This window comes from Pseudomonas sp. P179 (genome assembly GCF_000478485.2).
Taxonomy (GTDB): Bacteria; Pseudomonadota; Gammaproteobacteria; order Pseudomonadales; family Pseudomonadaceae; genus Pseudomonas; species Pseudomonas aeruginosa.
The window spans coordinates 3,960,342-3,981,454 of record NZ_KI517354.1 but is presented as its reverse complement, the minus strand read 5'-3'; the positions used below and the strand labels follow the sequence as shown (position 1 = coordinate 3,981,454).

Sequence of the window (21,113 nt, the reverse complement as noted above, 5' to 3'; positions counted from 1 at the left end):
GCGAGCACTTCAGCAGCTCCCGGACTTACCCATGCGCCGGGCCTGTGCCCGGCGCATGGCGGTCGAGCGCGATCAGGGCAACTGGTGGTACTTGCCCTTGTCGTCCCACTCGTAGACCACGTAGTCGGAGACTTTCAGGTCGCCCTTCTTGTCCCATTCCTTCTTGCCCATCACGGTCTGCACCGGATGCGACTTCAGCCACTCGGCGGCCTTGGCCGGATCGTTGGCGCCGGCGCCGTTGAAGGCCGCCGCCAGGGACTGGATCGAGGCGTAGGAGTAGAGGGTGTAGCCTTCCGGCTCGAAACCGCCGGCACGGAACTTCTCCACCACCGCCTTGCCGTCGGGGATCAGCCGCGGGTCGGCGCCGAAGGTCATCAGCACGCCCTTGACGTACTGCGGACCGCCGGCGGTGGTCGCCAGTTCGTCGGTGACCACGCCGTCGTCGGACATGAACCTGGCGGTCAGTCCCTGTTCGCGCATCTGCCGTACCAGCGGACCGGCTTCCGGATGCAGGCCGCCGAAGTAGACGACCTCGGCACCGGAGGCGCGGATCTTGGTGACCAGCGCGTTGAAGTCCTTCTCGCCGCGGGTCAGGCCCTCGTAGAGAACCTCTTTCACGCCGAGCTTGTTCAGTTGCGCCCTGGTGGCGTCCGCCAGGCCCTGGCCGTAGGTGTCCTTGTCATGGATCACCGCGACCTTCTTGGCCTTGAGCACGTTGACGATATAGTCGCCGGCGACCACGCCCTGCTGGTCGTCGCGGCCGCACATGCGGAACATCCCGGAGAGTCCGCGCTCGGTGACCTGCGGGTTGGTGGAACCGGGGGTGATGGCGATGATCCCGGCCTCGTCGTAGACCTCGGATGCGGGGATGGTCGAAGAAGAGCAGAAATGGCCGACCACGGCGATGGCCTTGTCCTGGTCCACCAGGCGGTTGGCCACGGCCACGGCCTGCTTCGGTTCGCAGGCGTCGTCGGCCTTGACCAGCTTGATCTTCTCGCCGTTGATCCCACCCGCCGCGTTGATGTCTTCCGCCGCCTGGGACGCGCCGCGCCAGTATTGCTCGCCGAAGGAGGCGTTGGCGCCGGTATGCGGTCCGGCCACGCCGATCACGACGTCGGCCAGCGCATGCGTGGAAAGACCCATCACGGATGAAACCGCGAGAGCCAGGATGCCTTTTCTGAACAGCTTCTTGGACATGGGGTGTTGCTCCTGAGGATGATGTTGGCGCTCGTAACTACGATGTTGTTGTTGTGTTTCGCTCAACAGGCAGAGCAAGCGGCGTGCCATTCGTTTTTTTCCTGAGTGGCCGGCCACAAGAACTTTAGCCCTCCTTTCCGTTTTTATCTTTGTTATTGGAAATCAGTCATTTAGGCATTTCTCCGAATCCCCTTCGGAGAGCTACAGCCCAGGCTTCACAAGGCCTGAACCGTTCCTAGGAATAACTCTACAACGATATTGAAGCGGTTAGAAACTGCACGTCACTGGTGCGTTCCACGCACTAATTGAGGTCCTCTTTTTCAATGAAAGTGCAGGACAGAGCGGTTTTTAAAATTAATATGAACATGAACTTCCCGGAATTCGGTACTTGGCGGAAAAAGTCGATTCGAATACGACATGAACATATCCGTTAGCGACGCCACGTTCGGCGCAAAACCCTGTGACGGATTCGTCATAAGCCAGCGAATGCTCTATCGCGAGACTTGCCGGCAGTAATAAGCGTCGCCCGGCACTCCGGCAAGCGAGCTTTCCTCCCTACGTCATTCCGTTTATTCATATAACGCGTTCCGCCCGCTCCACCCGCGCCAGGAAACCCGCCATGCTGAACAAACGCCGCCTGCCGTCGATGACCGCCCTGCAATGCTTCGAAGCGGTAGCCCGGCACCTGAGCTTCACCCGCGCCGCCGAAGAGTTGAGCCTGACCCAGAGCGCCATGAGCAAGCAGGTCGCGCAACTCGAGGAGCAACTGCAGCACGCCCTGTTCCGCCGGGTGCGCAAGCGCTTGCAACTGACCCCGGCCGGCGAGCTGTACCTGGCCGAGGTACGACGCATCCTGCAACAGGTAGAGCTGTCCACCCGCTTCCTGCTTTCCTACGGCGGCGAGACCGAAGTGCTGCGAGTGGCGACCCCGCCGACCTTCGGCGCGCGCTGGCTGATCCCGCAACTGAACGGCTGGCGCCACCGCCACCCGAACATCCACCTCGACCTGCGCCAGGAACTGGAACCGGACGACCTGCGCCAGGGCCATTGCGACCTGGCGTTCTTCTTCGGCCCCGGCACCCTGCCGGGCGCCGAGTGCATCCGCCTGTTCGGCGAACAACTGGTGGCGGTCTGCGCGCCATCCCTGCTGCCGGCCGGCGGACTGGACGAACCGACCCAACTGGCGGGGCTGGTGCTGCTGCAGAACGCCAGCCGCGCGGAGGCCTGGCACGACTGGTTCGCCAGCCTGGAGCGAAATTGCCAGGGTTGCTACCACGGTCCACGCTTCGACACCTTCTACATGTGCATCCGCGCCGCCCAGGCCGGTTGCGGGGTAGCCCTGCTACCGCGCTTCCTGGTCGAGGAGGAACTCGCCGAAGGCAAGCTGGCGATCGCCTGGCCGCACGCCCTGCCCAGCCAGGAGGCCTACTACCTGGCCTATCCCGAGCATGCCGCGGAAGTCCCCAAGGTGCGCCATTTCATCGAGTGGATGGTAGAGCGCCTGGAGCAGGAGCAACCCTCAGCGGCTCCCGGCCAGACGCGCCACGGCCCGGTTTGACGTTTTCGCTGCGTGGAACCATCTTTACTCTCACTCGGTTCACCTCGGAACGTCCCATGCTCACTGGCGTCACGGTTCGAATCCGCCTGCTGGTCCTGGCGCTGCTACCGCTGACGATGCTCGTCACGGTCATCGCGATGGCGCTGGCCAACGCCAGTCGACTCGATGCCAGCTTCCAGGACCTTTTCAACAACCGGATGAAGCCCATCAGCCAGCTCAAGATCGTCGCCGACGCCGTTGCGGTCAGCGTGGTCGACGCCCTGCACAAGTACCGTGCGGGGGTCTTCGATGAAGAGCGCCTGCAGCAGGAGTTGAGTGGGGCGCTGTCGCGCATCGAGAAGTCGTGGGCCGACTATTCCGCAGACCACCGGACTGCCGCCGAGAAGGAAATCATCGAGTCGCTGGTCCCCACCCTGGAACGGGTCAAGCGGATGACCCTGGCATACGGCGAGCAGGCCAGGGCCGGAAGCCTGCGAAACGTCGAGGCCGGCACGTTCAATCGCGAGATGTATGGTGCGTTCGATCCGCTGGGAACCGCGCTGTCGACGCTGATCGACCTGCAGCTCAGTGAAGGCGCCAAGCTCAACGAGCAGATGGAGAAACGCTACGACTCCATGCGCACCACCTTCCTGCTCATCGGCGCCGCAGCCCTGGTCCTCATCGTCGCCGCGGCCTGGTTCATCAGCCTGTCGATCATGCGCCCGCTTTCCGATCTGCGCGGGGTGATCCGCCGCGTGCAGGACTCCTCGAATCTCACGCTCCGCGCCGATGCGCGCGGGCGCGACGAAGTGTCCGATACGGCGCGCGCCTTCAATATGATGCTGGAAAGCCAGCAGGCGCTGCTTCGGCATCTCGCCGAGACAGCCAGGAAGCTCACCATCACCTCGGACGAGATGAGTGCCATCAGCAACCAGGTCAGCCATGTCGCCACGTCCCAGGGCGACCAGACCGACATGGTCGCCACGGCGGTACACCAGATGAGCATGGCGGTCCAGGACGTGGCGCGGAACGCCCAGGCCGCCGCAGCCAGCGCGGAATCGGCGAACAGCGAGGCGCACACCGGAACCGGACTCGTGCATGCGAACCTCGACGCCATCCAGGGCCTGTCGGTCATGGTCGGAGAGGCGGGAGCCGTCATCGACACGCTACGCAACAAGACCGAGGAAATCAGCACCGTTCTGGAAGTCATCCAGAACATCGCCCAGCAAACCAACCTGCTCGCCCTCAATGCCGCGATAGAAGCCGCACGGGCGGGCGAGGCCGGACGCGGGTTCGCGGTGGTCGCCGATGAAGTGCGCAGCCTGGCCACCAATACGCACAAGGCCACCGAAACCATCCGCGAGATGATCGAAGCCCTGCAGGCAGGCGCCAGCAGCGCGGTCAGCGTGATGCAGCAGTCACGCGAGCAGGCCCAGGTCAGCGTCCAGCGCGCCCACGAGGCGGGAAAGGCGCTCGGTCTCATCGCCCAGGCGGTCGAAGGTATCGCCCAGAGCAACGCGCAGATATCCACGGCGACGGAAGAACAGACCGCCACCGCGAGCGAGGTCAGCCAGAACATCGACTCGCTCAATGCCAGCATCGGCGAAGTCGCCGAGGGCGCGGTGAAGACCTCCACCTCCAGTGTCGAGCTGGCGAAGCTGGCAAACGGACTGGAGCAGCAGATCCAGCGCTTCACCGTCTAGCAAGCGCGGCAGGGAGCGGCCTCACCGGCCCTGCCGCACCCGTTTGTCAGGACGCCAGCAGGCTGCGGTCGAAAACGAAGGCGCCGCCCGGCTTCGGGGTGAAATGCAGGACGTGTTGCGGGCGCCCCATGGGCGGACGCTGGCGTTCGCCGGTGTCCTCGACCCAGCCAGCCTCCTTCATCCGCTCCAGGCGCCCGCGCAGGCTGGAATGCTGGACTTCCTGGCCGATGGCGCACTCGAAGGCCTTCAGCGCCTCGGCCACGGTGAAGCGCGGCGCCAGCAGGAACAGCGGCAGGGCGCTGTACACCGACTTGCTCGCCAGGCGCTCGCAGGCCTGCTGTACCAGTTGGGCGTGGTCGAACGGCAGGGCGAAGCGCTCGCTGCGAACGTCGCGCAGCGGCACGAAGTCGAGGTCGTCGTCCTCCACCCGGGTGTCCGGACCGACCAGCACCAGGTAGAACACGCTCAGCGACCAGCCGCGCGGGTCGCGTACCGCGTTGCCGACCGTGGCCACCTGCTCGATGTAGGCCGGCTCCAGCCGCGCCTTGTCGCGCAGGGCGCGCACCGCCGCGTCGTCGAGGCTGTGGTCGGCGCTGCGGCCGTTGACCAGCACGCCGGGCAAGGCCCACTGGCCGGCGAAAGGCGCCTGGGCGCGGCGGATCAGCAACAGCTCCAGTCCGTGCCCGGGGTTCAGGCGCAACGCCACGATATCCACGCTGGCCAATACTTCCGCTGAACTCATCGTCACTCCTCTCTTCAGCCCGCCTGGCGTTCGCCGCCATAGCAGTGCAGTTCGTCCTTCACTTCCGGCAGGCACCAGGCCTCCGGTACCGCCAGCCCTTCACGCAGGCGCTGGCGGATCATCGAGCTGTGCAGCGGCAGCCGCTCCTCCGCCACCAGCCGGCCGAAGCGCCAGCACAATTCGGCGGCGCGTTCGAAGCGCGGCAGCTCCGCCTCGTTGTCGGCGCCGATCAGCAGGGCGATCCGCGGTGACGCCAGGCCGCTACGCGCGGCCAGCGCTTCCAGCAGGTCGATGCTGTAGACCGCCGGACGATCAGGCATCAATCCTGCTTCGATCGGTTCGCAATACACCCGCCGCGGATCGATCCGCCGGGCCAGCCGCGCCAGCCAGCGGCAGCGCAGCTCGAAATCGCCCATGCGCTTGCCGAAGGCGTGGCGGTGGCTCGGCACCAGGGCGACCCGTTCGGCGCAAAGCAGCGCCCGGCGGATCACCGACTCATGGCCGGGGTGCGGCGGGTCGAACGCCCCACCGTAGACCGCGAGGGCGAAGTCGGGGGCGCGTCCGCCGCTCATCCCGGCAGGCAGTCGGCGAATCCGGGAACTTATTTCATCACGCATAGAAAATACCTTCCACTGCGAAATTTTGTAGTACAAGTGCTTGACGACTTATTTCACGTGATGAATTATGTACCCACATTCAGCCCCAACCCGTCAAGCGGAGGCTTCCATGAATCGTCCCAGCAAGATCGCCAGCTTCGATGTCGACGCCCAGAAAGGCTTCACCCCGCTGTGCCCGGACGAACTGCCGGTGCCCGGCGGCGACGCCATCGGCGCCGCCCTCAACCAACTGGCCAGCCGCGCCGCGCTGCGCCTGGGCAGCAAGGACGCGCACAGCCCGAAGGCTGCCTGGGTAGTGGAACGCGCCGAGCAGATGCTGCGGCCGCTGGCCTATCCGGATGCCGACCTGACCTGGGTGAGCCACTGCGTACCGGGTACGCCGGGTTTCGAGCTGCTCGACGAACTGCCGCGGCCGATCGACTACGACTTCTTCGTCTGGAAGGGCGTGGAGCCGGACCTGCATCCCTACGGCGCCTGCTACCACGATCTGGCGGAACGCCGCAGCACCGGGGTCATCGAATACCTGAGGCAGAATGGCGTGAGCCATGTGCTGGTGGGTGGCCTGGCGCTGGACTACTGCGTGAAGAACACCGCCCTGCAACTGCGCCGCGCCGGTTTCGAGGTGCTGCTCTACCTGCCCGCCTGCCGGGCCATCGCCGAGGACACCGCGCAGCGGGCCTGCGACGAGATGCGCGACGCCGGGGTGATCCTCTGCGCCGACCTGGAACGACTGGATAGCGCCCTCGCCGGCGCCGACAAGGAGAAGTGAACATGGCCGAAAGCGTCTTTGCCGAGCGCATCGTGCAGAACCTGCTCGATACCGATTTCTACAAGCTGACCATGATGCAGGCGGTGCTGCACAACTACCCCAACGCCGAAGTGGAGTGGGAATTCCGCTGCCGCAACGCCGAGGACCTGCGTCCGTACCTGGCGGAGATCCGCTACCAGATCGAGCGCCTCGCCGAAGTCGAGGTAACCGCCGACCAGCTCGCCTTCCTCGAACGCATCCCGTTCATGAAGCCGGACTTCATCCGCTTCCTCAGCCTGTTCCGCTTCAACCTGCGCTACGTGCACACCGGCATCGAGGATGGCCAACTGGCAATCCGCCTGCGCGGCCCATGGCTGCACGTGATCCTCTTCGAGGTGCCGCTGCTGGCCATCGTCAGCGAGGTGCGCAACCGTTATCGCTACCGCGAGGTGGTCCTGGAACAGGTCGGCGAGCAGCTCTATCGCAAGCTCGACTGGCTCTCCGCCCAGGCCAGCAGCGAGGAACTCGCGGAATTCCAGGTCGCCGACTTCGGCACCCGCCGGCGCTTCTCCTACCGCACCCAGGAGGAAGTGGTGCATATCCTCAAGCGCGACTTCCCCGGGCGCTTCGTCGGCACCAGCAACGTGCACCTGGCCCGCGAGTACGACCTCAAGCCGATCGGCACCATGGCCCACGAATGGCTGATGGCCCACCAGCAACTCGGCCCGCGGCTGGTCGACAGCCAGCAAGCGGCGCTGGACTGCTGGGTCCGCGAGTACCGCGGACAGCTCGGCATAGCCCTGACCGACTGCATTACCATGGATGCCTTCCTCGACGACTTCGACCTGTACTTCGCCAAGCTCTTCGACGGCCTGCGCCACGATTCGGGCGACCCGCTGGCCTGGGCGGAGAAAGCCATCGCCCACTACCGCCGCCTGGGTATCGACCCGCTGAGCAAGACCCTGGTGTTCTCCGACGGGCTGGACATGCCCAAGGCGTTGCAGCTGTTCCGCGCGCTACGTGGCAAGATCAACGTCAGCTTCGGCATCGGCACCAACCTGACCTGCGACATCCCGGGGGTCGAGCCGATGAACATCGTCCTGAAGATGACGGCCTGCAACGGCCATCCGGTGGCGAAGATATCCGACGCCCCGGGCAAGACCCAATGCCGCGACGAGAACTTCGTCGCCTACCTCCGCCACGTCTTCAACGTGCCGGCCTAATCCTTTCGCACCTAACGGGAGCCCGAACATGCAACAGATCCAACGCGACATCGCCCAAGCCCTGCAGGTCCAGCCGCCGTTCCAGTCGGAGGCCGACGTGCAGGCGCAGATCGCCCGGCGCATCGCCTTCATCCAGCAGTGCCTGAAGGATTCCGGGCTGAAGACCCTGGTGCTGGGGATCAGCGGCGGCGTCGACTCGCTCACCGCCGGCCTGCTGGCCCAGCGCGCCGTCGAGCAACTGCGCGAGCAGACCGGCGACCAGGCCTACCGCTTCATCGCCGTGCGCCTGCCCTACCAGGTGCAGCAGGACGAGGCCGATGCCCAGGCCTCGCTGGCGACCATCCGCGCCGACGAAGAGCAGACCGTCAACATCGGTCCGTCGGTGAAAGCCCTGGCGGAACAGCTGGAAGCCCTGGAAGGACTCGAGCCGGCGAAGAGCGACTTCGTCATCGGCAATATCAAGGCGCGCATCCGCATGGTCGCCCAGTACGCCATCGCCGGCGCCCGCGGCGGCCTGGTGATCGGCACCGACCATGCCGCCGAGGCGGTCATGGGGTTCTTCACCAAGTTCGGCGACGGCGCCTGCGACCTGGCTCCGCTCAGCGGCCTGGCCAAGCATCAGGTGCGCGCCCTCGCCCGCGCCCTCGGCGCTCCGGAGAACCTGGTGGAGAAGATCCCCACCGCCGACCTCGAGGACCTGCGCCCCGGCCATCCGGACGAGGCTTCCCACGGCGTCACCTATGCCGAGATCGACGCCTTCCTGCACGGCCAGCCGCTGCGCGAGGAAGCTGCGCGGGTGATCGTCGACACCTACCACAAGACCCAGCACAAGCGCGAACTGCCGAAGGCGCCCTGAGCCTCCCGGTCCGTGCGGCAGGCCCGTCGTCGACGGGCCTTTGTCGCGGGCGGGAATGTGCCTGTCGCAACCAGGTCTTCAAGTCCGCGCGGCGGCGCGCTAGAAGGAAGCTGTATCCCTGCGAAGGCCAGCCATGCGCACCCGTCTCCCCGCCCTGCTCCTCGGTGTCCTGCTGGCCGGCCAGGCCTGCGGACACACATCCCCGCTGCTCGCGCCGGTACGGCAGATCCACGCCTTCGGCGACAGCTATTCGGACAACGGCGAAAGCCAGCGACTGACCCGCGAGATGCTCGCCAAGGGCATCGCCGGCGCCCAGGCATTGCCCGGCGAAGTCTACTGGCAGGGCCGCTGGAGCAACGGCCCGACCGCCGTCGAGGTGCTCGCCCGCCAGCTTGGTGCGCAACTGGCCGACCATGCGGTGGGCGGCGCCAAGAGCGGAGCGGACAACTACTACGGCTGGATGAGCGCCTACCGCCATACCGGCCTCGCCGGCCAGGTCGACGCCTACCTCGCCACGCTGGACGGCAAGCCGGTCGATGGCCAGGCGCTGCACTTCATCTTCGTCTCCGCCAACGATTTCTTCGAGCACGAGGATTTCGCCGGCGAGCAGCCCCTGGAACAACTGGCCGGCAGCAGCGTGGCGAACATCCGCGCCGCGGTGCAGCGTCTCGGAGAGGCCGGCGCACGACGCTTCCTGGTGGTCAGTTCGACCGACCTGAGCGTGGTCCCGGCGGTGGTCGCCGGTAACCGGGTCGAGCGGGCGCAGCGCTACCTGCAGGCAGTCAACGCCAGCCTGCCGATCCAGCTCGCCGCCCTGCGCAAGACCCGCGGCCTGGAGCTGAGCTGGTTCGACCATCTCACCTTCAGCCGCCACTTGCGGCGCAACCCGGCGCGCTATGGCCTGGTGGAGCTGGACGCGCCCTGCCAGCCGACCCAGCCCAGCGTCCGCCCGGCCTGCGCCAACCCGGACCAGTACTACTTCTGGGACGAGTGGCATCCGACCCGGCGCGTGCACCAACTGGCCGGCGAGGCGATGGCGGCACGCTACGCGCGCTGAGCCCGGCGCGCGCCCATGAAAAAGCCCGGCAGCGGCCGGGCTTTTTCATGCAGCGGATCGCTCGCGCATCACTTCAGGGTCAGGGTGCCCTTCATCAGCGCGGAGTGGCCCGGGAAGGTGCAGAAGAACATGTACTGCTCGCCTTCCTTCAGCTTGGAGACGTCGAAGGTCACCGAGTCCTTCTCGCCCGAGCCGATCAGCTTGGTGTGGGCGATGACACGGCTGTCGTCGGGCTTCAGGTAATCCTTGTCCAGGCCGGAAGCCATGCCGTCGGTGACCACGCCCTGCATGTCGGCGGCGGTGCTCAGTACCCAGTTGTGGCCCATGACGTTCTTCGGCAGGTTGCCGGGGTGGGACAGGTTGACGGTGAACTGCTTGCAGCTCTTGTCGACGGTGATGGCATTGGTGTTGAACTGCATCTGGTCGTTACCCTGGATGTCCACCGAGCACTCGGCAGCCAGCAGTGGCGCACTGAGCAGGGACAGCAGGGATACCGCAGCGAGTTTACGTAGCATGGAGCAGCCTCCTAGGCAGGTTGGGCGATGAATCCTGAAAGAGCAGACTGCCCGATCGGGCACCGAGTTCCACTGATTCAGGTCAAACCCGAACCGGACGTGGCGGGGCATCGAGCGGGATCTGCCCGGCGTTTACTACGGGGAACTCCTGTTTTAGCACAGATGTGCCGCTTCGCGCCTGCGACGCAACGTCCGGCAACGCTTCGCACGGCTTGGTCGAAGCGCTCCCAGCCGCTACCCTGTGCGCCTTTTTCCACCCCCGACAGGAGTCGATCATGACCTTGCGTTCCGTCTGCGTATTCTGTGGCGCCAGCCCCGGCGCTTCCCCGGTCTACCAGGAAGCCGCCGTGGCCCTCGGCCGGCACCTGGCCGAGCGCGGCCTGACCCTGGTCTACGGTGGCGGCGCGGTCGGTCTGATGGGCACCGTGGCGGACGCCGCATTGGCCGCCGGCGGCGAAGTGATCGGGATCATCCCGCAGAGCCTGCAGGAGGCCGAGATCGGCCACAAGGGCCTGACCCGCCTGGAAGTGGTAGACGGCATGCACGCGCGCAAGGCACGCATGGCCGAACTGGCCGACGCCTTCATCGCCCTGCCTGGCGGGCTCGGCACCCTGGAAGAGCTGTTCGAGGTCTGGACCTGGGGCCAACTGGGCTACCACGCCAAGCCGCTGGGCCTGCTCGAAGTGAACGGTTTCTACGACCCGCTGCTGACTTTCCTCGACCACCTGGTCGACGAACGTTTCGTCCGCGCCGAACACCGCGGCATGCTGCAGCGCGGCGCCAGCCCGGAGGCGCTGCTCGATGCCCTCGCCGCCTGGACGCCGAGCGTGGCGCCGAAGTGGGTCGACCGCACCCCGCAGTGATCCGCTCCTCTCTCAGGACGGCGGCAGCAGGCTCAGCGGGTCGAGCGGCCGGCCGTTCTGGCGGATCTCGAAGTACAGCTGCACCCGGTCGGCATCCGAGGAACCGGCCTCGGCGATCTTCTGGCCCTTGCCGACCATCTGCCCCTCCTTCACCAGCAAGCGGCTGTTGTGCGCGTAGGTGCTGGTGTACGAGGTACCGTGCTGGATGATCACCAGGTTGCCGTAGCCACGCATGTTGTTCACCGCGAACACCACCTTGCCGGCCAGCGAGGCCTGCACCGGCTGGCCCAGGGTGCCGGCGATGCGGATGCCCTTGTTGAGCTTGTCGGAACTGGAGAAGCGGCGGATCACCGGCCCCTTCATCGGCCACTGCCAGCCGCGCAGGGTCACCGACGGCGGCGGAGGCGGAGGCGGCGGCTTGCGCGCACGGGTGTTAGACGAGGAGCGGCTGCTGGCGACGTAGGTCGACTTGCGCCCGTCGAAGCGCACCACCTGGCCGACCTTGACCGCGTAGGGCGGGCGGATGCCGTTGGCGCGCGCCAGGTCCTTGTAGTTCCAGCCGTGCCGGGTGGCGATCGAATAGAGGGTGTCGCCGCGCTTGACGCGATACTCGCCGCGCATGACCTTCGGCACCGACGCCCCCGGGCCGGGAGCCTTGGAGCTGCACGCGGATACCGCCAGCAGGACGGCGATCAAGAGCAATCTGAAGAACACACGGAATCCTTTTCCCGATGAAACCCGGCCGGCTGCGGCGACGGTTGCAGGCCCGCACTATACCTTGTTCGCCGGGGTGCCCGTTGGACTCGCCGATGGCCCGTTTTCTCCGCGCGGCCCGCCACCCGGTCCGCGCACAAACGCCAACGCCCCGCAGGACGGGGCGTCGGTGCCGAGCGGGAAACGTCAGGCGCCGGCGGACTGCTGCACGATCACCGTCTGCGCCGGCATCGGTGCCGGGAAGTCGGCGCCGAGGGCGTCCTTGATCACCTTGTTGGTATCGAAATAGACCTGCCAGTAATGGTCGTTGTGGCAATACGGGCGCACCGCCAGCACCGGCCCGACCAGGTTGAACTCGAGGATCTCCACGTCCACCGGCGGCTCGCCGAGCACGTTGGGAATCGCCGCGACGCGCTGCTTGAGCAGGGCGATGGCCGCCTGGTAGTCGGCGGCACCGGAAAGCTGCGCCTTCAACTCGACCCGGCGGAACGGGTTGTGGGTGAAGTTCTGGATGTTGTCGCCGAATATCTTGTTGTTGCCGACCATGGTCAGCACGTTGTCCGGAGTGTTGATCGCCGTGGTGAACAGGCCGATCTCCTTGACCGTGCCGGTCACTCCGCCGGCGCAGATGAAGTCGCCGACCTTGAACGGCCGCAGGACGATGATGAAGCCGCCGGCCGCCAGGTTCGCCAGCAATCCCGACCAGGCCATGCCAATGGCCAGGCCGACCGCCGCGATCAGCGCCGCCAGGCTGGTGGTCTGGATGCCGAAGAAACCGAGGATGCCCACCACCAGCAGCACGTTCAGGGTCACCGTGATGAACGAACCCACGTAGCGCAGCACGGTGGGATCGACCTTTTGCCGCTCGAGGGATTTCTGCACCATGCCGACGGCGAAGCCGATCAGCCAGCGGCCGATCACCCAGAAGGCGATGGCCGCGAGAATCTTGATGCCGAAGGCGAAGGCGTACTGGGACACCGTCGCCCAGAGCGCGTTGATCTTCTCGGTACCTACGTTGACGATCGTCGTGTCATCCATATCGCTCACCGTGCGCAAGGAAGGAGTCTGGCTCCGTACGAGAACCGCCCCTGGCACCGGAAAGGCAGGCTCCGGCCCTTGGCCCGACAACGTCCGTAGCGGATTCTGGAAAAGCTAGCACGGCGCCGCGAATTTGCCGGAGCACCGCTTCGTTGTCCCCAAACGGCGTGGGCGAGGCTGTGGACAACCTGGGTGAAAAGGTCCGGGAGTCCCGGGCGGCAGGGCCTCCGCGAGACCGATCACTTTTTGATCAGCCGGCTGTTTCCTGTAGCGGCAGCACCGTCACCCGCACCTCCGGGTCATGGCTACCGCCACCGAGGATCACCCCGCGCAACGGCGACACATCGGAAAAATCCCGCCCCCAGGCCAGGGTGATGTGCTCCAGGTCGGGCAACAGGTCGTTGGTCGGGTCGAAATCCACCCAGCCGTTCTCCGGGCAATACAGCGAGACCCAGGCATGCGAGGCGTCGGCACCGATCAGTCGCGCCTGTCCGGGCGGCGGGCGGGTCAGCAGGTAGCCGCTGACGTAGCGCGCCGCCAGTCCGCGCGCGCGCAGGCAGGCGAGCATCAGGTGGGCGAAGTCCTGGCAGACCCCGCGACGGCGCTCCAGCACTTCGTCCAGCGGCGTCGCCACCTGGGTGGCCTGCGCATCGAAGGCGAACTCGCGGAAGATCTTCTCCATCAGTGCCGCCGCCGCCACCAGCAACGGCCGTCCGGGCGGGAAGCAGTCGGCGGCGAACTCGGCGAATCGCCGCTGGATGCGCACATAGGGCGACTCGACGCGATAGCGGCAGGCTTCCAGCTCGGCGGCGGACAGCGCCCGCCCGGAAAATGCCAGCCCGGCGGCGACGGTTTCCCATGCCGGCGACGCGGTCAGTTGCGCCGGCGCATGGGCGAACACTTCGACCTGCAGTCGCGCGCTGACCCGCAGCGCCTCGTGGGGACGCTCGAAGGCCAGCCGGCTCAGCGGATTGCCGAATGCGTCGTGGCCATCCTCGCGCCGGCTCGGCCCCGGCTCGATCAGCAGTGCCCGCTCATGACAGGCCTGCCAGGCGCATTCGCGTGGCCAGAGATGCGCCAGTTGCCGCGACAGCGAGACCGGCGTCGCATAGCGGTAATGGGTGTCGTGCAGCACCTGGTAGCGGGCGCCCTGGAGCGGAACGGAGCGAAGCGCGGGTGCGGACATCAGGTGGATACCGTTCTCTGGCTGACATCGTCGACATGGGCGAAATAGCGCAAGCCTAGCCGATCGGAGACCTGTCCGGCGCAGGCGGCGATGTCGCGCAGCAGTCGCGCCAGCCCGACGAGCACCTCGTCGAGTCCTGCCGCGCCGAACAGCGGGCTTTCCAGGGCCGCCAGATCGAAGCTGCGCAGGCGTTCGCCCAGGGTCCTGAGTTCCCGCTCGCGTGGCGCGCCGAACTCCTCGTGCAGGCGCTCCAGCGAACGCTCCAGGGCCTGCAACTGGAAGCGCAGCGAGTGCGGGTTCTGCTCGTGCAACAGGAGCAGGTCGAGCACCGGGACCAGCTGCGGCGACGCCAGGTAGCGCGAGCGGTAGGTGATGCCGCTGTTACCCAGCTCCAGCAGCCACTCCAGCGCGCCGGCGTCCCAGGCGCTACCACCGTCGAGGAAGGCGGCGATGCTCTCGGCGAAGAAGCGCACGCGCTCGATGCGCCGGCCGATCATCAGGAAACGCCAGCCGTCGTCGCGGGTCATGTCGTCGAGGGCGAAACCGGACAACGCGGCCAGGGACATCACTAGCCGGTTGAGGAAGTCCAGCGCTTCGCCGAGGTCGGTGCGTGCCGGATCGAGCGCCTGCATGTCGCGTTGCAGCTCCAGCAAGGCCAGCCAGTTCTCCCCGGACAAGCGCCCGCGCACCTGCGCCGCCGCCCAGTGCAGGCGCCGCAGGTTGGCGCACAGGCTCGCCGGCCAGTGCTCGTCGAGCAACGCCCGCAACAGGCACCTTTCCAACGGCTCGCCATCCCCGGGCAGCAGGCCGATGCCGCCGGCCAGGGCCAGGGCGCTGCGCAACGCCTCTTCGTCGCCATCGGCATCCACGTAGCGCGACAGCACCACCCGCAACAGGCGCGCATGGTCGTCGCAACGCTCGGCATAGCGGCCGTACCAGAACAGGTTCTCCACCACCCGCGACGGCAGGTAGGGGTCTTCGCGGACCAGGTCGCGCACGCCGAGCCGGCGCGGTCGCAACGGCTCGCCGCCGACTGCTCGCTCGGCCAGCACCCAGGTGTCCTTGCTCGCCCCGCCGCGCTGCATCGACACCACTTCGGCGTCCGCCGCCGAGGCTACGCGGGTCAGGCCGCCGGGCATCACCCAGTAGCGGCCGTCGCTGGCGGCGACGGCGAATACGCGCATGCCGATGGCCCGCGACTGCAGGCCGACGCCGGCCTTGCCGTCGCGCCAGACCGGTGCCTGGGACAACTGCGCCAGGCGTTGCGCCACGTAGGCCTGCGGGCGCTCGCGCAAGCGCTCGCCGAGGGATGCCAGGCCGGCACTGTCGAGGGCGTGGCCGAACAGAGGTTCGCAGCGCTGGCCGGGAAAGGCCGGCTTGATCACCAGGTCGGGCAGTGCCGCGAGTATCGCCTCGAGGGCTTGCGGCTCGCCGCACCAGCGGGTGTCGAGCGAGGGCAGCGCCAGTTCCTCGCCAAGCAGGCGGCGACAAGCCTGCGGCAGGAAGCCGAGCAGGCCGGGCGACTCCAGCACTCCGCTGCCCAGTGCGTTGGCCACCAGCACGCGTCCCTGGCGTACCGCCTCGAGCAGGCCGGGAATGCCCAGCGCCGAGTCGGTACGTAATTCCAGTGGGTCGCAGAAATCGTCATCGAGGCGCCGCAATACCGCGTGCACCCGTTTCAGGCCGCCGAGGGTCTTGAGATAGAGGGTGGCGTCGCGCACCGTCAGGTCGTGCCCCTCGACCAGCGGAAAACCGAGCTGGCGCGCCAGGTAGAGATGCTCGAAGTAGGTTTCGTTGAAACGTCCGGGAGTCAGCAGCACCACCAGCGGCGTCTCGCCGTCGCCGGCGGCCTGGCTGGCGAGGGTCTCCTGCAGGGTGCGGAAATACCCGGCGAGATGCTGCACGCGCAGGTCGCGATAGAGTTCCGGCAAGGCCCGCGAGACGATCTGCCGGTTCTCCAGCGCATAGCCCGCGCCGGACGGCGCCTGGGTGCGGTCGGCAAGGACCTGCCAGCGTCCGTCGGCATCGCGCGCCAGGTCCACGGCATAGCTGTGCAGGAAAATCCCGCCGGGCGGCCGGATGCCGAGCGCCGGCCAGAGGAAGTTCGGATGGCCGAAGACCAGTTCGCTGGGCAGCAGCCCTTCGGCGAGCAGACGCTGGTCGCCGTACAGGTCGGCCAGCAGCGCATTGAGCAGCCGAGCACGCTGCGCCACACCAGCGGCGATCGGCTGCCACTCGGCGGCGGACAGCAGGTTCGGCAGAAGGTCCAGCGCCCAGGGGCGGTCGGTGCCCTTGGGATCGGCGTAAACGTTGTAGGTGACGCCGTTCTCCTGGATCTGCCGTTCCACCAGGGCCTGGCGCTGGCGCAATTGCTCAGGGCTGCTGCGCTCCAGTTGGCGGAACAGCCGCTGCCAATGGGGACGCACGCCGCCCTGGCGATCGAGCAACTCGTGGTAGGCCGTATCGGTGAACGGATAGTGGGCAAGCAGCTCGGGCATCGAAGGCTCGCGGGGCTGGGGTTGCGGTCACTGTAGCGGAGTCGGCGGCGCGACGCCGGAGCGAAGCGACGAGGCGTTGCCGGGTCCGCCACGACGGTTCTTCGTGAAGACCGGGATGCCCCGGAAGCGCAAGACTTGTGCCAGCGCCGTCAGGCCCGGGCGGCCAGGAGGTCGTGCCGCGGCAATGCACTGCGACGGTGCGCGACCGCAGGCAAGGTTGCAGCCGCGCACGCTTTGCGGGCGGCAGGGCCGCCCCGGCGATCAGCGCGGGATGTTCGGCTGGCGCGACTTCTTCTTACCCTTGGCGAAGGCCGTCGCCTTGTTCTGCTGGCCCTTGCTCCACGGCTTGCCGCCGTCGCTGGCGCGTGGCGGCAGGCCGGTATGCTGGGTCAGCAGCTTGCCGGCCTTCTTGCTGCCGGCCGGCGTCGAGTTCTTCCGCCGGGCGCTCTGGTATTCGCCGGTATCCGGCTGGTAGGTCGGGACCAGGTGGTGCTTGCCATTGCCGATCAGGTCGGCGCGCCCCATCCGCTCCAGCGCCTCGCGCAGCAGCGGCCAGCCTTTCGGGTCGTGGTAGCGCAGGAAGGCCTTGTGCAGGCGCCGCTGCTGGTCGCTCTTGACGATGGTCACGCCATCGCTCTTGTAGGTGACCTTGCGCAGCGGGTTCTTGCCCGAGTGATACATAGCGGTGGCAGTGGCCATCGGCGAAGGATAGAACGCCTGGACCTGGTCGGCGCGGAAGCCGTTGCGCTTGAGCCACAGGGCCAGGTTCATCATGTCTTCGTCGGTGGTCCCGGGATGGGCGGCGATGAAGTACGGGATCAGGTACTGCTCCTTGCCGGCTTCCTTCGAGAACTTCTCGAACATCTGCTTGAAGCGGTCGTAGGTGCCGATCCCCGGCTTCATCATTTTGTCCAGCGGACCGCGCTCGGTGTGCTCCGGGGCGATCTTCAGGTAGCCGCCGACGTGGTGGGTCACCAGTTCCTTGACGTACTCGGGCGACTCGACGGCGAGGTCGTAGCGCAGGCCGGAGGCGATCAGGATCTTCTTCACCCCCGGCAGCGCCCGGGCCTTGCGGTACAGCTCGATCAGCGAGCTGTGGTCGGTATCGAGGTTCTCGCAGATGCCGGGGAACACGCAGGATGGCTTGCGGCAGTGCCGCTCGATGTCCGGGCTCTTGCAGGCGATGCGGTACATGTTCGCCGTCGGTCCGCCAAGGTCGGAGACCACGCCGGTGAAGCCGGGCACCTTGTCGCGCATCTCCTCGATCTCGCGGATGATCGAGTCGTGCGAGCGGTTCTGGATGATCCGTCCCTCATGCTCGGTGATCGAGCAGAAGGTGCAGCCGCCGAAGCAGCCACGCATGATGTTCACCGAGAAGCGGATCATCTCGTAGGCGGGAATCTTCGCCTTGCCGTAGGCCGGGTGCGGCACGCGGGCATAGGGCATGCCGAACACGTAGTCCATTTCCTCGGTGCTCATCGGAATGGGCGGCGGGTTGAACCAGACATCCACTTCGCCGTGCTTCTGCACCAGGGCACGGGCGTTGCCCGGGTTGGTCTCCAGGTGCAGCACGCGGTTGGCGTGGGCATAGAGCACCGGGTCGTTGCGCACCTTCTCGAAAGACGGCAGGCGGATCACGGTCTTCTCCCGGGTCAGCCTGGGGTTCGCCAGCAACTGCACGACCTTGGCTTCCTGCGGGTCCTCCTGCGCGCCCTTTTCCTGCTCGATGGCGCAGGCGGCGGTGTCCTGGGTGTTCACGTAGGGATTGATGATCTTGTCGATCTTGCCCGGCCGGTCGATCCGCGTGGAATCGATCTCGAACCAGCCCTCCGGGGTGTCGCGACGGACGAAGGCGGTGCCGCGCACGTCGGTGATCGCGCTCACCAGTTCGCCCTGGGCCAGGCGCTGGGCGATTTCCACCACCGCACGCTCGGCGTTGCCGTAGAGCAGGATGTCGGCCGTGGCGTCCATCAGGATCGAGCGGCGGACCTTGTCCTGCCAGTAGTCGTAATGGGCGATGCGCCGCAACGAGGCCTCGATCCCGCCGAGGATCACCGGCACATGGCTGTAGGCCTCCTTGCAGCGCTGGCTGTAGACCAGGCTGGCGCGGTCCGGGCGCTTGCCGGCCAGGCCGCCGGGGGTGTAGGCGTCGTCGGAACGGACCTTCTTGTCCGCGGTATAGCGGTTGATCATCGAGTCCATGTTGCCGGCCGCCACGCCGAAGAACAGGTTCGGCTCGCCGAGCTTCATGAAGTCGTCCTTCGACTGCCAGTCCGGCTGGGCGATGATGCCGACGCGGAACCCCTGGGCCTCCAGCAGGCGGCCGATGATGGCCATGCCGAAGGACGGGTGGTCGACGTAGGCATCGCCGGTGACGATGATGATGTCGCAGGAGTCCCAGCCGAGCTGATCCATCTCTTCCCTACTCATAGGCAGGAAGGGCGCCGGACCGAAACACTCGGCCCAGTACTTGGGATAGTCGAACAGCGGCTTGGCGGCTTGCATCACGGGCACCAGGGGGTATCTCTAGGAATGGGGGGTCGCGTAAACGCGGGCGCGGAATATAGCACAAAAAATGAGCAATTCCGACGTTTTCACTGGGTATTGCCTATCGTCGGCTGGCCTCGCAAACTGCCATCATTTCGCCACCTTCTTTCTATACTCCATCCATCGTCATCTCACCCGGCCTCCACCAGAGGCCCCCGGGAGATTCATCGTGCGCCATCCTCTTGCCCAGTTCGCGGTCGTCTTCCTGCTATTGGCCAGCGCCGCGTCGAACGCAGCGCCGGGGCTTCCTACGGGCCCGGCCAGCGGCGCCTGGTTGAACGGCTCGCTGGACCTGCTCGAAGACCCCGATGGCAACCTGGCGGTGGAGGACCTCGAACAAGCGGAGCAGGCCGGCCGCTTCGTCGCCGCCGCCGGCCGCACCAGCGTCGGCCTCAGCCGCAGCGCCTGGTGGCTGCGCCTCGACCTGCCGAGACGCGAGGCGGTATCCGGCGGCTGGTGGCTGGAAGTCGCCAGCGCCAGCCTGCACGACCTGCGCCTGTATCTCCCCGACGAGCGCGGCGGGTTCCGTGAACATCGCAGCGGCGAAGCGGTGCCCTTCGCCGAGGGCCGCGACCACGCCTACCGTCATCCGCTGTTCCGGATCCCTCCCGGCGATGGGCCGTTGCGCGTCTACCTGCGCAGCTACGATCCCGGCGGCAACGCCTTTCCGCTGAGGCTCTGGAGCCACGACGAACTGCTGGAATACCGCAGCCAGGGCAACCTGCTGTTCGGCATGGCCTACGGGCTGATCCTCGCCCTGCTGCTGTACAACCTGTTCCTCTTCACCAGCCTGCGCGATCGCGCCTATTTCTGGTACGTGCTGACCGCTGCCAGCGCGCTGGTGCTGACCCTGAACATCAGCGGCCATGGTTTCGAGTATTTCTGGCCCGAGCGGGCGGTGCCCTGGTGGCTTGACCGCCTGGCGCTGCTGGCGATCTGGGGCATCTGCGTGATCCGCTTCAGCCAGAACCTGCTGCAAAGCCGGCAGCACGCACGCTGGGCCCATCACCTGCTGAACGCCTGTTGCCTGCTGTTCCTTGCCTGCCTGGCGTTCAACGCCGCCGGCTGGCGCTGGCAGGCGGCCGGCGTGCTGGCGCTGACCCTGCTGGCCAACCTGCCGATCGCCATCGGCCTGGCAGTGCAGCGCTGGCGCCAGGGTTCGGCCACGGCGCGCCTGTACCTGGTCGGCTTCGGCCTGGTGCTCGGCAGCGTCAGCCTTGGCGTGATGCGCGCCACCGCGCTGGTCCAGCCGACCTCGGCCAACGCCATGGTCTTCCCGCTGGCGCTGACCCTGGAGGCCCTGCTGTTCTCCCTGGCGCTCGCCTCGCGCATCCAGGATCTGAAGCAGGAAAGGGCCCTGGCCCTGGACCAGGCCGACCAGGAAAAGAACGCGCGCCTGGCCCTGCTGCACAGCGCCCAGCGCGACCTGGCACGCGCCGTGGAAGTCCGTACCAACGAGTTGAGCGAGGCCAATCGCCAGTTGCAGATGCGCGAAGCGCAACTGCAGTACGCCGCCCATCACGACCCGCTGACCGGGCTTGGCAACCGCAGGCACCTGATGGAGTTCGCCGAAAGCGCCCTGGACGACGCGCGCCGCCACGGCAACAGCATGGCGCTGCTGCTGATCGACCTGGATCACTTCAAGCCGATCAACGATACCCATGGCCACGATGCCGGCGACTTCGTCCTGCAGAACGTGGCCCAGCGGCTGCGCCATTGCGTGCGCACCGAGGATTGCGTGGCGCGCCTCGGCGGCGACGAATTCGCCGTGCTGGTCGGCGGGTCGAATGCCGAGCAGCATGCCCGCGACATCGCCGAACGCCTGCTGCGAGAACTGGCGAAACCGGTGGAGTTCGCCAAGCAGTGGCTGGTGATCACACCGAGCATCGGCGTCGCCCTGTTTCCCGGCGACGCCCTGCAGTTCGGCAAACTCTACAAGGCCGCCGACCAGGCGCTGTACCGGGTCAAGGGCGCCGGGCGCGCCGGCTATGCGATGGCTGCCGACGATGAACGCGAGACCGCGCCGGCGCTCCCCTGGCCGACCGCCCTGGCACCGGAGCGTATCTCCTGAA

At 66.8% G+C, this 21,113-nt stretch carries 17 protein-coding genes; 8 read left to right on the top strand and 9 right to left on the bottom strand.

What is annotated here, in order from left to right; translation table 11 throughout:
- Positions 1-72: 72 nt before the first annotated feature.
- The gene (locus HMPREF1224_RS30760; RefSeq protein WP_003099985.1) at positions 73-1,197 is read right to left on the bottom strand and encodes a branched-chain amino acid ABC transporter substrate-binding protein; all 1,125 of its coding nucleotides are present in this window, start codon (positions 1,195-1,197) and stop codon (positions 73-75) included.
- A 619-nt stretch (positions 1,198-1,816) separates the two neighbouring features.
- Between HMPREF1224_RS30760 and HMPREF1224_RS30755 the strand changes: the two genes are divergently transcribed.
- A complete protein-coding gene (locus tag HMPREF1224_RS30755) occupies positions 1,817-2,755 on the top strand; it encodes a LysR substrate-binding domain-containing protein (protein ID WP_003099987.1) in 939 nt (312 codons plus the stop codon).
- 56 nt (positions 2,756-2,811) lie between these two features.
- Positions 2,812-4,437, top strand: coding sequence for a methyl-accepting chemotaxis protein (locus HMPREF1224_RS30750; RefSeq protein WP_003099990.1), 1,626 nt, complete (start codon positions 2,812-2,814; stop codon positions 4,435-4,437).
- A 46-nt stretch (positions 4,438-4,483) separates the two neighbouring features.
- On the opposite strand, the gene HMPREF1224_RS30745 is transcribed toward HMPREF1224_RS30750, so the two are convergent.
- Positions 4,484-5,179 carry an NUDIX domain-containing protein gene (locus HMPREF1224_RS30745; protein ID WP_003095579.1) on the bottom strand — a complete coding sequence of 232 codons (696 nt, stop codon included), beginning with the start codon at positions 5,177-5,179 and terminating at the stop codon, positions 4,484-4,486.
- 14 nt (positions 5,180-5,193) lie between these two features.
- The gene (locus HMPREF1224_RS30740) at positions 5,194-5,796 is read right to left on the bottom strand and encodes an adenylyltransferase/cytidyltransferase family protein (RefSeq protein ID WP_003123559.1); all 603 of its coding nucleotides are present in this window, start codon (positions 5,794-5,796) and stop codon (positions 5,194-5,196) included.
- 109 nt (positions 5,797-5,905) lie between these two features.
- Here HMPREF1224_RS30740 and HMPREF1224_RS30735 point away from each other — a divergent pair, with 109 nt between their 5' ends.
- From HMPREF1224_RS30735 to choE, 4 genes are all read left to right on the top strand, one after another.
- Positions 5,906-6,565 carry a nicotinamidase gene (locus HMPREF1224_RS30735; protein ID WP_010793710.1) on the top strand — a complete coding sequence of 220 codons (660 nt, stop codon included), beginning with the start codon at positions 5,906-5,908 and terminating at the stop codon, positions 6,563-6,565.
- Between the two features lie 2 nt (positions 6,566-6,567).
- Entirely contained in the window at positions 6,568-7,767 is a 1,200-nt protein-coding gene (pncB, locus tag HMPREF1224_RS30730) for a nicotinate phosphoribosyltransferase (RefSeq protein ID WP_003099996.1), read from the top strand.
- Positions 7,768-7,795: 28 nt separating this feature from the next.
- Positions 7,796-8,623: an ammonia-dependent NAD(+) synthetase gene (gene nadE, locus HMPREF1224_RS30725; protein ID WP_003099998.1), complete on the top strand. Its 828-nt coding sequence runs from the start codon at positions 7,796-7,798 to the stop codon at positions 8,621-8,623.
- 133 nt (positions 8,624-8,756) lie between these two features.
- Positions 8,757-9,680, top strand: coding sequence for a cholinesterase ChoE (gene choE / locus HMPREF1224_RS30720; protein ID WP_003100000.1), 924 nt, complete (start codon positions 8,757-8,759; stop codon positions 9,678-9,680).
- Positions 9,681-9,748: 68 nt separating this feature from the next.
- Here choE and azu read toward each other — a convergent pair whose 3' ends face one another.
- Complete coding sequence (azu, locus tag HMPREF1224_RS30715; RefSeq protein ID WP_003095591.1) at positions 9,749-10,195, bottom strand: azurin; 447 nt, start codon at positions 10,193-10,195, stop codon at positions 9,749-9,751.
- Positions 10,196-10,470: 275 nt separating this feature from the next.
- Here azu and HMPREF1224_RS30710 point away from each other — a divergent pair, with 275 nt between their 5' ends.
- Positions 10,471-11,058 carry an LOG family protein gene (locus HMPREF1224_RS30710; RefSeq protein WP_003109460.1) on the top strand — a complete coding sequence of 196 codons (588 nt, stop codon included), beginning with the start codon at positions 10,471-10,473 and terminating at the stop codon, positions 11,056-11,058.
- Between the two features lie 12 nt (positions 11,059-11,070).
- On the opposite strand, the gene HMPREF1224_RS30705 is transcribed toward HMPREF1224_RS30710, so the two are convergent.
- From HMPREF1224_RS30705 to HMPREF1224_RS30685, 5 genes are all read right to left on the bottom strand, one after another.
- Entirely contained in the window at positions 11,071-11,772 is a 702-nt protein-coding gene (locus HMPREF1224_RS30705; RefSeq protein ID WP_010793709.1) for a peptidoglycan DD-metalloendopeptidase family protein, read from the bottom strand.
- A 186-nt stretch (positions 11,773-11,958) separates the two neighbouring features.
- Complete coding sequence (locus HMPREF1224_RS30700) at positions 11,959-12,810, bottom strand: mechanosensitive ion channel family protein (protein ID WP_003095599.1); 852 nt, start codon at positions 12,808-12,810, stop codon at positions 11,959-11,961.
- 250 nt (positions 12,811-13,060) lie between these two features.
- The gene (locus HMPREF1224_RS30695) at positions 13,061-13,996 is read right to left on the bottom strand and encodes a transglutaminase family protein (protein WP_003100003.1); all 936 of its coding nucleotides are present in this window, start codon (positions 13,994-13,996) and stop codon (positions 13,061-13,063) included.
- Complete coding sequence (locus tag HMPREF1224_RS30690) at positions 13,996-16,494, bottom strand: circularly permuted type 2 ATP-grasp protein (RefSeq protein ID WP_003116170.1); 2,499 nt, start codon at positions 16,492-16,494, stop codon at positions 13,996-13,998. The genes HMPREF1224_RS30695 and HMPREF1224_RS30690 overlap by 1 nt, the downstream gene beginning before the upstream one ends.
- A 261-nt stretch (positions 16,495-16,755) precedes the next feature.
- Positions 16,756-18,999 carry a YgiQ family radical SAM protein gene (locus HMPREF1224_RS30685; RefSeq protein ID WP_003100007.1) on the bottom strand — a complete coding sequence of 748 codons (2,244 nt, stop codon included), beginning with the start codon at positions 18,997-18,999 and terminating at the stop codon, positions 16,756-16,758.
- A 211-nt stretch (positions 19,000-19,210) separates the two neighbouring features.
- Between HMPREF1224_RS30685 and HMPREF1224_RS30680 the strand changes: the two genes are divergently transcribed.
- On the top strand, positions 19,211-21,112 hold the full coding sequence (locus HMPREF1224_RS30680) for a diguanylate cyclase (RefSeq protein WP_010793708.1): 1,902 nt from the start codon (positions 19,211-19,213) through the stop codon (positions 21,110-21,112).
- The last annotated feature ends 1 nt before the right edge of the window (position 21,113 follow it).

Coding starts and splice junctions, on each gene's coding strand:
- HMPREF1224_RS30755 (WP_003099987.1), top strand. CDS start 1,817: ATGCTGAACAAACGCCGCCTGCCGTCGATGACCGCCCTGCAATGCTTC.
- azu (WP_003095591.1), bottom strand. CDS start 10,195: ATGCTACGTAAACTCGCTGCGGTATCCCTGCTGTCCCTGCTCAGTGCG.
- HMPREF1224_RS30710 (WP_003109460.1), top strand. CDS start 10,471: ATGACCTTGCGTTCCGTCTGCGTATTCTGTGGCGCCAGCCCCGGCGCT.
- HMPREF1224_RS30740 (WP_003123559.1), bottom strand. CDS start 5,796: ATGCGTGATGAAATAAGTTCCCGGATTCGCCGACTGCCTGCCGGGATG.
- choE (WP_003100000.1), top strand. CDS start 8,757: ATGCGCACCCGTCTCCCCGCCCTGCTCCTCGGTGTCCTGCTGGCCGGC.
- pncB (WP_003099996.1), top strand. CDS start 6,568: ATGGCCGAAAGCGTCTTTGCCGAGCGCATCGTGCAGAACCTGCTCGAT.
- HMPREF1224_RS30760 (WP_003099985.1), bottom strand. CDS start 1,197: ATGTCCAAGAAGCTGTTCAGAAAAGGCATCCTGGCTCTCGCGGTTTCA.
- HMPREF1224_RS30700 (WP_003095599.1), bottom strand. CDS start 12,810: ATGGATGACACGACGATCGTCAACGTAGGTACCGAGAAGATCAACGCG.
- HMPREF1224_RS30695 (WP_003100003.1), bottom strand. CDS start 13,996: ATGTCCGCACCCGCGCTTCGCTCCGTTCCGCTCCAGGGCGCCCGCTAC.
- HMPREF1224_RS30735 (WP_010793710.1), top strand. CDS start 5,906: ATGAATCGTCCCAGCAAGATCGCCAGCTTCGATGTCGACGCCCAGAAA.
- HMPREF1224_RS30750 (WP_003099990.1), top strand. CDS start 2,812: ATGCTCACTGGCGTCACGGTTCGAATCCGCCTGCTGGTCCTGGCGCTG.
- HMPREF1224_RS30745 (WP_003095579.1), bottom strand. CDS start 5,179: ATGAGTTCAGCGGAAGTATTGGCCAGCGTGGATATCGTGGCGTTGCGC.
- nadE (WP_003099998.1), top strand. CDS start 7,796: ATGCAACAGATCCAACGCGACATCGCCCAAGCCCTGCAGGTCCAGCCG.
- HMPREF1224_RS30685 (WP_003100007.1), bottom strand. CDS start 18,999: ATGCAAGCCGCCAAGCCGCTGTTCGACTATCCCAAGTACTGGGCCGAG.
- HMPREF1224_RS30690 (WP_003116170.1), bottom strand. CDS start 16,494: ATGCCCGAGCTGCTTGCCCACTATCCGTTCACCGATACGGCCTACCAC.